Origin of the sequence: uncultured Nevskia sp. (assembly GCF_903885465.1) — a bacterium.
Lineage (GTDB): Bacteria > Pseudomonadota > Gammaproteobacteria > Nevskiales > Nevskiaceae > Nevskia.
The window spans coordinates 1-8,872 of sequence record NZ_CAISIQ010000454.1 but is presented as its reverse complement, the minus strand read 5'-3'; the positions used below and the strand labels follow the sequence as shown (position 1 = coordinate 8,872).

The window sequence follows — 8,872 nt, the reverse complement described above, 5'->3', positions numbered from 1 at the left end:
TGCTGCGACGCTGGCGGCCAGCGCCATGGTCATCCAGCGACGGTTTTCACGACGCGGCATGGCGCTGTCGGCAAACGCTGCATCGGCCATCGCCAGCAGTTCGGCGTTATCGGTGGCGAGTTGACTGAAACCCTGTTCGACACGATCGACCATCGACCACGCACGAGCGTGCGCCGGGCTGCGCGAATGCCAGGATTCAAATGCCTTCTTCTCCTCCGCCGTGCACTCCGGCGACGCCAGACGAGCGGCCCAATGGGCACTCTCGTCGAGCAATTGTCTTTCTTGTTGGCTGTTCATCGTCCAATTCTGCCATTGCCCGAGGGGCAACGGCGATTCCGGCCAATACTTTGGCCATTCAACCGCGATCCGAGCCGACGACTCCTTTGTCAGGGTCCGGGCCAGTAGCCATCTGCCGACATCCGCAGACTCGCCGGAAAGCGCGTGACCTGCGAAGCGATTTCGTCACTAAGTGATCGCCTCAATCGGTCATTGCCACCGGGCTACATTCTCTTAGACGGATGGCGATCGTTTTCACCTACCTTCTTCATGCACACCGCCAGCGCGTGGCTGATGTGCTTCTCGACCATCTTCACGCTGATGCCACAGTGCCTGGCGATTTCCGGATAGGTCATGTGCTTGACCCGGCTCAGCAGGAACACCTGCTGACACTTGGTCGGCAGTTGCCGAATCGCTACCAGCAGCGTGGTCAGATCCTCGCAGCCGGCGATCTGCCGTTCCGCGGAGGGTTCGTGAGACGCCAGTTCGTGGTCGTCGATGTTGCATTGGTCGCTGACCCGCCGCGACTGATCCGCGCGCGCAAAATCATTAGCCACGTTCGTTGCGATGCGAAATAACAATGAAGACGGCGAATGAATATCCCGCGCACCCTCGTACTGCATCATGCGGACGTACGCTTCCTGCGCAACGTCATTGGCATCTTCCGGCGTTCTCATCCGGCGTCTCAGGAAATTGACCAGTGCACCGTGGTTTTCGCGAATCACCGCGTCTACCGAAAGCGCAGGCCGGACATTTTCCTCAACGGTCGATGTGAACGTCGTCGTAGCAGCCGCCAGCGTAAAAATTCCCATAGCTGTTCGCCCTGTTCACCGCCACCGAAATGGCACCCGGAAGTTCTGAAAGAACGCTCCGCCCCTGTGCCTGACAGGGATTAAGCAAACGACATGCCATCTTCTTCGAGACGTGATCGGTCGTGAGCCTATCAATGACCGACTGATGGCAGAAATATGACGGCAGATCAGCGGCCTGCCTCGAGAAAAATTTTCGAGTCGATTCGCGAGCAGCCGATTTCGGCACCACGCAAAGAAATTTGCGCGACCACCGAAGCGCGATCACAGGCGGCGTGCTCACAGCCTTGGTGCAATGCGACTGTGATCCTGCTCACTTTTGGGGTTCCCGATCAGGCCATAGCAAGCTGCCATCGTTCATTGGACGGAGAAATGCTGCCGTTCGTGCAAGGCCCTCCACCGGCCGACGGTCTTTGGCTTCCTAATCGCCCTGCGCTATCCGGCGCTTCGATCTGGAATCACCTCAATGTCCGGGCTGCTGGCTTTCGCCGCTGCGCTTGCCGTGTCTTCCTCAGTCCCTGCCGCCAAGCCCACTGCCAGTCCGCTGCCGCGCTGCTTTGTGAAGGTCAATCAGCCGGCAGCATCGGTCCGCTTCAATCGGACAAACATCCCCGCCAACATCTGCGTCAGCAACTGCGATGCGGCGATGGTGGGTGTCCATCGCGAGGAAGGTCAGATGGTCGGGCTGGCGATCTACACCGGCAAGCACTGCCGGCAACCCGCGAAAGCCGAGTCACGTCACACACCTTGATTGGAGTGCATGGCGACGAAGGCGTCTCCGGTCAGCGCATGAATCCGTATCAGGGATGTGGAGAAGTACCGGCAACCGCGGCGCCGGGATTCCACCTCAAATCCGCTTCAGCGACAACATATCGGACATAGCGGTAGTCACGGATGAAGCTGATCCGACCTTCGTGCCACTCAAGCCACATCAGATAGCTGGGCTTCGAGGCGCTGGGCGGTTCGAACACCGCGATCACCTCGCGACCCTCCAGCCAGGCGGGCACCAGCCAGACGCGATCGCTCTTGGCGTAAATGCTGAAGAACAGGCCGACATCCGCAGCCCCAGCTCGAGCCGGGTGCAGGGATTGGTTGAGCTTCACGTCATCGGCGAGCAACGCCCTCAGACCATCCCAGTCCCGCCGATTGAAGAGCTGGGCATAGCGCATCACCGCCGCCGACAGCGCCGGGAATTCTGAAGGCGGTGCGGCTTGCGCATTGATCACTCGAAGTCGCGTGCGTCCGCGCGCCAGATGCCCCTTGACTGCGTCGATCGTGAGATCAAGAAGCGCCGCAATATCGCTCAGAGACTCATCGAGCACGTCCTTCAAGACCACGACGCTGCGCTGCAGGGTGGGAAGCTCGGCAAAGCGAGACACGGCTGTCGCCACCGCTTCCTGATGGATCAGCATCTCCGCCGGGTCAGGACTGGCCGGGTCGGCCGTGTCGAAGGCTGCCTCGATCGGCTCTGCCACCCGCAAGGTCCGGCCACGGAGCAGATCGAGCGCTCGATTGTGGGCAATGCGAAACAGCCAAGGCCTCAGCACCACCGCATCGGCCGACTGTGTGGTTTCCAGAGCCACGAATGCACGATCGAAGGTGTCCTGTACGACGTCCTCGCCATCGGTGATCGATCCCATGAGCCGCGAGCAGTAACGATGCAGCTCCGGCCGCAGTTCGCCGGCAATGGCAAGGAGTTCCGCTCGCTGATCCAACGCCGGCAAGAGCGGTTCTGAACTCAAGCTGCCATCTCCTCGAGGATCTTCACTTCCGCACCGCCCTTCAGCCCGAACGCGAAGCCGGAGCCGTACCTGGGGTCTTCCAGTATCGACACAAGATTCTCGCCAAAGTCACGGGGCAGCAGAGGCGCGCCGAAGCGCGCCAGAAATGCCTCTGGCGTGATCGCCATGGCTCGTGCGTAGGCTCCGGCAGCCTCATTGCCGACGCCGGTGTCGCCGACGATCTGCAGCGGCACGATCGCCTGAAAGCGAAGCCCGAGGCCCTTCTGCTCGGAGACCGCATTAGCGTACTTGGCCATCATCCACAGCATGCGCTTGGCTCCCGCGTAACCACCTGACAGCGGCGAGCCATTCTGGGCCGCCCCGCTTGAACTGACCAGGACGCGGCTTCCAGGTTTGAGCGGCAGATTGAGCGCCGCCTGCAGCCAGTGGAGCCCTGCCTTGACATCGGTCTCCCACGGCGCCGAAAAAGCCTCCCAGCTCAGTTGGTCAAGCCGCCCCATCGATGGCGTCGCGCCCGCGTTCAAGACAACGATGTCCGGTCTGAGATCGGTCAGGATGCGTTGGGCAGCGGCGGCATCCGTCACGTCTGCTGAAATCGTCGCGACGCCCAGCCGGATGCGCACCGACTCCAGAGCAGCCGCACCACGTGCGACAACAGTCACCTGCGCACCATGGTCAACCAGGGCTTCGACCAGCCCCAGGCCGAGACCGCGGCTTCCGCCAGTGACGACAACACTCTTGCCTTTGAGACTCATCAGGGTTGCTCCATTGTCCATGTACAGCTAAGACGATCGAGGCAACCGAAAGGAGTCAACCGATGCCGGCAGGGGCCTGGACCGAGTGCTCCCTGGTCCAGATGGTTTCGTGTAAGAGACCGAGCGCCTCAAGGATTGCGTCGGCGATGCTGGCAGAAGCGCCCGACGGGCATCGGGGCTTGCGACAAACCGGGTTTGAAGGTTCGTCGGGTGTATCGAGTTGGCGCGCCCGACTGGATTCGAACCAGTGACCCTCGGCTTAGAAGGCCGATGCTCTATCCGACTGAGCTACGGGCGCTTTGATTGGTGTTTTTTGAGTTCGATTTGATGCGCTGAAGCGGCTTCGAATCTGCCTCCGCTCACTACCTGTCGCTTGGGATTCGCCCCTTCGGGTCCAGCCAATGCCGTGGCTTCGAATCTCCCTTCGCTAACCGCCTGCCGCCTGGGATTCGCCCCTTCGGGTCCAGCCACTGCCGTGGCTTCGAATCCCTCTCTCACTGCCGATCTGCTTTTCCAAAACACCGACATTGAGTCGGTGTTTTGGAAAAGTGGCGGAGAGAGAGGGATTCGAACCCCCGGAACCTTGCGGTTCAGCGGTTTTCAAGACCGCCGCAATCGACCACTCTGCCATCTCTCCGTTACCGCGCGCGTATTCTAGGCGCAGACGGCGCTCAACGCGATGTCTCCGATACGACTCGGGTCTGCGGATAGCCCTGCGTCGCCAGCCGGGCCTGCGCGCTGCGTGCTGCGGCCTCAGTCGAATACGGGCCCGCGCGCACCCGATGCAGGGTTTTGCCATTGGCGCCGGTGATCTTGCTGATCAGGCCGTGGTGGCCTTGCTTGCCGATCAGGTTGACGATCGTCGTCGCCGTGCCGGCCTCGGCAAAGCTGCCGATCTGCACATACCAGCCGGCGGTAGCGGGCTTGTCGGCCACGGCAGGCTTGGGCGGAGGAGCCACTGCTTCGGCCGGCTTGGGCTTCGGCACCACGACCGGCGCCGGCGGCTTTGCAGCAGGCTTGGGCGCAACCGGCTTGGCGACCTCCGGGGTTGGTTTCGCAGCGCTTGGTGCCTCGGCCTGATCGCTGCTCAGATCGGAAATGGTGACCTCATCGCTCGGCTGCTGATCAGCATCCGCTGTTGATTCGGGCGAGGTGTAGTCATCCGGCGGCGGCACGGCATCGGCTTCGGTGACCTGCAGGCTTTCGCCGCTGAGGCTGACCGTGGTCGACGGCTCGACCTCGTTGCGCGCCGGCGCACCGGGCAGCAGCAGCGACAGCAGGAACGCCAGCGTCAGCAGGACGGCGAGGCCGATCAGGCGGCGGCGAAAAACTTCGTTCATCGACTGTTCTCGAGTGCGGCTGCCACGGTCAGGAACGATCCACAGACCACGATGCGATCACCCGGTTCGGCGGCGGCGCGGGCTGCGGCTATTGCATCACGGACCGTGCCGGCTTCGTGTGCCACCAGACCGGACTGTCTTGCGATGCTGGCGAGCTGATTGCCGTCGAGCCCGCGCGGCGACGGCAAACCGGCACACCATACCGCGTCGACGACCGAAGCCAGCACCTTGCAGACTTCGGCGACGGGTTTGTCGGCGAGCATGCCGAGCACCAGCCAGGAGCGGCCAGTGCAGGGCTCCGCACGCAGCTGCGCGGCCAGCACTGCGGCCGATTCGAGGTTGTGGGCGACGTCGAGGATCAGCCCGTCATGACGCTGATAGCGCCCCTGCAGCGTCAGGCCGCGCAAGCCGGCTTCGATCGTGCCGCGCTTGACCGGCAAGCGATCCTGGAGGGCTTCGACCAGCGCCAGCACGCCAGCGGCGTTGTCGATCTGGAAAACGCCGGGCAGCGCCGGCAGCGGCAGTTCCCGATAGTCGGCACCCTCGCCTTTCCAGCTCCAAGTGCTGTCGCCACGGACGACCTCGAACTGCCGACCGGCGGCGATCCAGCGTGCGCCGATCCGTCGTGCTTCCGCTTCGACGCTGGCTGGCGGCTCGCGCTCGGCGCAAATCGCCGGGCGTCCGGCGCGATAGATGCCGGCTTTCTCACGGCCGATGCTGTCGCGATCCGGGCCGAGCCAGTCGGTGTGATCGAGGCCGATGTTGGTCACCAGCGCGGCGTCGGCATCGACGATGTTGACGGCATCGAGCCGTCCACCGAGGCCGACTTCCAGCACCTGAACCAAGCAGCCCGCCTCGCGGAACAGCCACAGCGCCGCCAAGGTGCCGAACTCGAAATAGGTTAGCGGCAGATCGCCGCGCGCGCCGTCGATCGCGGTGAAGGCGGCACAGATCGCGTCATCGGCTACTTCGATACCGTCGAGGGCGATGCGTTCGTTGTAGCGCAGCAGGTGCGGCGACAGGTAGCGACCGACGCGATAACCCGCGGCCTGCCAGATGCCCGCCGCGAGCGTCGCCGACGAGCCCTTGCCGTTGGTGCCGGCGATCGTCGCGGTGATGCAGGGCGAGGTCAGCAGGCCAAGACGCTCGGCCACCAGCCGCGAGCGCGTGAGCCCAAGTTCGATCGAACGAGGATTGAGCTGTTCCTGCCAGGCCAGCCAGTCGGCCAGCCGCCAGCCGCTGCGCACGGTGCTGCCGCTTGTAGCGACCGCCGCGTCACTGTCAGTGCGCGGCACCGGCCCCCGGCGAGGACACCGCCGGGATGCCCGGCGCGAAGTGGGTCAGCATGGCCAGCAGGCGGTGAAGCTTTTCGCGCAGCTCGCGGCGGTCGACGATCATGTCGATGGCGCCTTTCTCGAGCAGGAATTCGGCGCGCTGGAAGCCTTCCGGCAGCTTCTGGCGCACGGTCTGCTCGATCACTCTCGGGCCGGCGAAACCAATGAGCGCCTTCGGTTCGGCGATGTTGATATCGCCGAGCATCGCCAGCGAGGCGGACACGCCACCCATGGTCGGATGGGTCAGCACCGAGATGAACGGCAGGCCGCGCTCGGCGAGCTTGGCGAGTGCGGCGCTGGTCTTGGCCATTTGCATCAGCGAGAACAGCGATTCCTGCATGCGCGCGCCGCCCGAGGCCGCGAAGCAGATCACCGGGCAACCGTGTTCGAGCGCGGCATTGACGCCACGGACGAATTTTTCGCCGACCACCGAGCCCATCGAGCCACCCATGAAGCCGAACTCGAACACGCAGACCACCACCGGCAGGCCCATCAACTGGCCGCGGATGACGACCAGCGCGTCTTCCTCGTCGGTGTCCTCGCGGGCTTCGGTCAGGCGCTCGGTGTACTTGCGCGAGTCCTTGAACTTCAGCGGATCGGTGGAACGAACCCGAGCGCCGATCTCGACTTTCGGCTCGGCATCCAGGAAGTGGCTGATCCGCGCGCGGGCGGCGATCGGCCGATGAGCACTGCACTTCGGGCAGACCTCCAGGGTGCGCTCCAATTCGGCGCGATAAAGCACCGACTGACAGGAGTCGCACTTCATCCACAGGCCTTCGGGAACGCTCTTCTTGCGTACGCCGCCGGTCAGCAGTTTCGATCCGGAGATTTTTTCAAGCCAGCTCATCGAGGAGTTTTCCGCTTGCGAAGGTCGGGACGACCTTGGGAGTTCAACAGCTGAGATTTCAACAGGGAAATTTCAACAGAGTTTGCAACGATCAGGCCAGAACTTCAGTTCAGGGTATCGAGGGCGGCGCGCATCTGGGCGAGCTGCGATTTGAGCAGGTCCGGCAGCACTTCGGGCGTCGACTGGTGCTTTTCAATCTGCGACACCAGCGCACTGCCCACCACCACCCCATCCGCCACGGCGCCGACTTTCGCGGCCGATTCAGCATCGCGAATGCCGAAGCCGACTGCAACCGGCAGCGCGGTATAACGACGAATCTGCTCGAGCTTGGCGGTGACGCTGCCGATATCCAGCGAGGCCGATCCGGTGACGCCTTTCAGGGACACGTAGTACAGATAGCCGCTGGCTTCGCGGGCAATCGCTTCGATGCGGGCATCGGAGCTGGTGGGCGCCAGCAGGAAGATCAGATCGAGCCCGAACGAGCGAACCTTCGGCGCGAACTCCGGCGCTTCCTCGACCGCGAGATCGACGATCAGCACGCCGTCGACGCCGGAATCCTTCGCAAGCTGGCAGAACGCGTCCAGGCCGCGAGTCTCGATCGGGTTCAGATAACCCATCAGCACCACCGGCGTGCGGCTGTCGGTCTTGCGGAACTCGGCGACCATCGCACAGCAGTTCCACAGGCTGGTGTTGTGGATCAGCGCGCGTTCGCAGGCCAGCTGGATGGTCGGGCCATCGGCCATCGGGTCCGAGAACGGCACGCCGAGTTCGATGATGTCCGCCCCGCCCGCCACCAGCGCATGCATCAGGCCGACGGTATGGCGCGGGTGCGGATCGCCGGCGGTGATGAACGGGATCAGCGCCTTGGCGCCTCGCGCTTTCAATGCGGACAGCGTGCTTTCGATACGGCTCATGTTTTTTCTTCTTTACAGCAACGAAATGCCTTCACGCTTGGCGATCGTGAAGATGTCCTTGTCGCCGCGGCCGGACAGGTTGACGACGATGATCTGGTCCTTCGCCATCGTCGGCGCGAGCTTCTTGGCATAGGCCATCGCGTGCGAAGGCTCGAGCGCCGGGATGATGCCTTCGACACGCGTTAGCTCGTGGAAGGCTTCGAGCGCTTCGTCGTCGGTCACCGACACGTAGTTGACCCGGCCGATGTCCTTCAACCAGGCGTGCTCGGGGCCGACACCGGGATAGTCGAGACCTGCGGAGATCGAATGGGTGCCGATGATCTGGCCATTGTCGTCGGCCATCACGTAAGTGCGATTGCCGTGCAGCACGCCCGGCTTGCCGGCCGACAGCGGCGCCGCATGACGGCCGGTTTCGATGCCATCACCGCCGGCTTCGACGCCATACATCTTGACGTCGTCGTACTGGATCAGCGGATGGAACAGGCCGATGGCATTGCTGCCGCCGCCGACGCAGGCGACCAGCGCATCCGGCAAACGGCCGAGCTGATTCTGCGACTGGGTGATCACTTCGCGGCCGACCACCGAGTTGAAATCGCGCACCAGCATCGGATAGGGATGCGGGCCGGCGACGGTGCCGATGACGTAGAAGGTGTCGTCGACATTGGTCACCCAGTCGCGCAACGCTTCGTTGAGCGCGTCCTTCAGAGTCTTGGTGCCGCTCTGCACCGGAATCACTTCGGCGCCGAGCAGCTTCATGCGATAGACATTCGGGCTCTGCCGCTCGACGTCGTCGGCACCCATGTAGACCACGCATTTCAAGCCAAGGCGGGCAGCGATCGTCGCCGATGCCACGCC

General features: G+C 63.4%; 10 protein-coding genes and 2 tRNA genes. 1 reads left to right on the top strand and 11 read right to left on the bottom strand.

Annotated elements, in window-relative coordinates; genetic code table 11:
- Positions 1-327, bottom strand: a 327-nt coding sequence (locus tag QZY06_RS17590) for a DUF4880 domain-containing protein (protein WP_295686447.1), incomplete at its 3' end; no start/stop codon positions are given.
- A gap of 173 nt (positions 328-500) precedes the next feature.
- Complete coding sequence (locus QZY06_RS17585; protein WP_295686445.1) at positions 501-1,088, bottom strand: RNA polymerase sigma factor; 588 nt, start codon at positions 1,086-1,088, stop codon at positions 501-503.
- A 463-nt stretch (positions 1,089-1,551) separates the two neighbouring features.
- Between QZY06_RS17585 and QZY06_RS17580 the strand changes: the two genes are divergently transcribed.
- Positions 1,552-1,836: a hypothetical protein gene (locus QZY06_RS17580; RefSeq protein WP_295686443.1), complete on the top strand. Its 285-nt coding sequence runs from the start codon at positions 1,552-1,554 to the stop codon at positions 1,834-1,836.
- Between the two features lie 49 nt (positions 1,837-1,885).
- Here the strand turns inward: QZY06_RS17580 and QZY06_RS17575 are convergent, their stop codons facing one another.
- From QZY06_RS17575 to trpB, 9 genes are all read right to left on the bottom strand, one after another.
- Positions 1,886-2,827, bottom strand: coding sequence for a sigma-70 family RNA polymerase sigma factor (locus tag QZY06_RS17575; RefSeq protein ID WP_367275673.1), 942 nt, complete (start codon positions 2,825-2,827; stop codon positions 1,886-1,888).
- Positions 2,824-3,582 (bottom strand): SDR family oxidoreductase, encoded by a 759-nt coding sequence (locus QZY06_RS17570; protein WP_295686441.1) that lies wholly within the window; start codon positions 3,580-3,582, stop codon positions 2,824-2,826. The genes QZY06_RS17575 and QZY06_RS17570 overlap by 4 nt, the downstream gene beginning before the upstream one ends.
- A 221-nt stretch (positions 3,583-3,803) precedes the next feature.
- Positions 3,804-3,880, bottom strand: a tRNA-Arg gene (locus tag QZY06_RS17565).
- A 251-nt stretch (positions 3,881-4,131) separates the two neighbouring features.
- Positions 4,132-4,219 (bottom strand) — tRNA-Ser (locus QZY06_RS17560).
- Positions 4,220-4,253: 34 nt separating this feature from the next.
- Positions 4,254-4,922: an SPOR domain-containing protein gene (locus QZY06_RS17555; protein WP_295686439.1), complete on the bottom strand. Its 669-nt coding sequence runs from the start codon at positions 4,920-4,922 to the stop codon at positions 4,254-4,256.
- Complete coding sequence (gene folC / locus QZY06_RS17550) at positions 4,919-6,217, bottom strand: bifunctional tetrahydrofolate synthase/dihydrofolate synthase (protein ID WP_295686437.1); 1,299 nt, start codon at positions 6,215-6,217, stop codon at positions 4,919-4,921. The genes QZY06_RS17555 and folC overlap by 4 nt, the downstream gene beginning before the upstream one ends.
- Positions 6,204-7,103, bottom strand: coding sequence for an acetyl-CoA carboxylase, carboxyltransferase subunit beta (accD, locus tag QZY06_RS17545; RefSeq protein ID WP_295686435.1), 900 nt, complete (start codon positions 7,101-7,103; stop codon positions 6,204-6,206). The genes folC and accD overlap by 14 nt, the downstream gene beginning before the upstream one ends.
- Positions 7,104-7,207: 104 nt before the next feature.
- Positions 7,208-8,017, bottom strand: coding sequence for a tryptophan synthase subunit alpha (gene trpA / locus QZY06_RS17540; RefSeq protein ID WP_295686433.1), 810 nt, complete (start codon positions 8,015-8,017; stop codon positions 7,208-7,210).
- 12 nt (positions 8,018-8,029) lie between these two features.
- A partial coding sequence (gene trpB / locus QZY06_RS17535; RefSeq protein WP_295686432.1) for a tryptophan synthase subunit beta occupies positions 8,030-8,872 on the bottom strand: 843 nt, incomplete at its 5' end.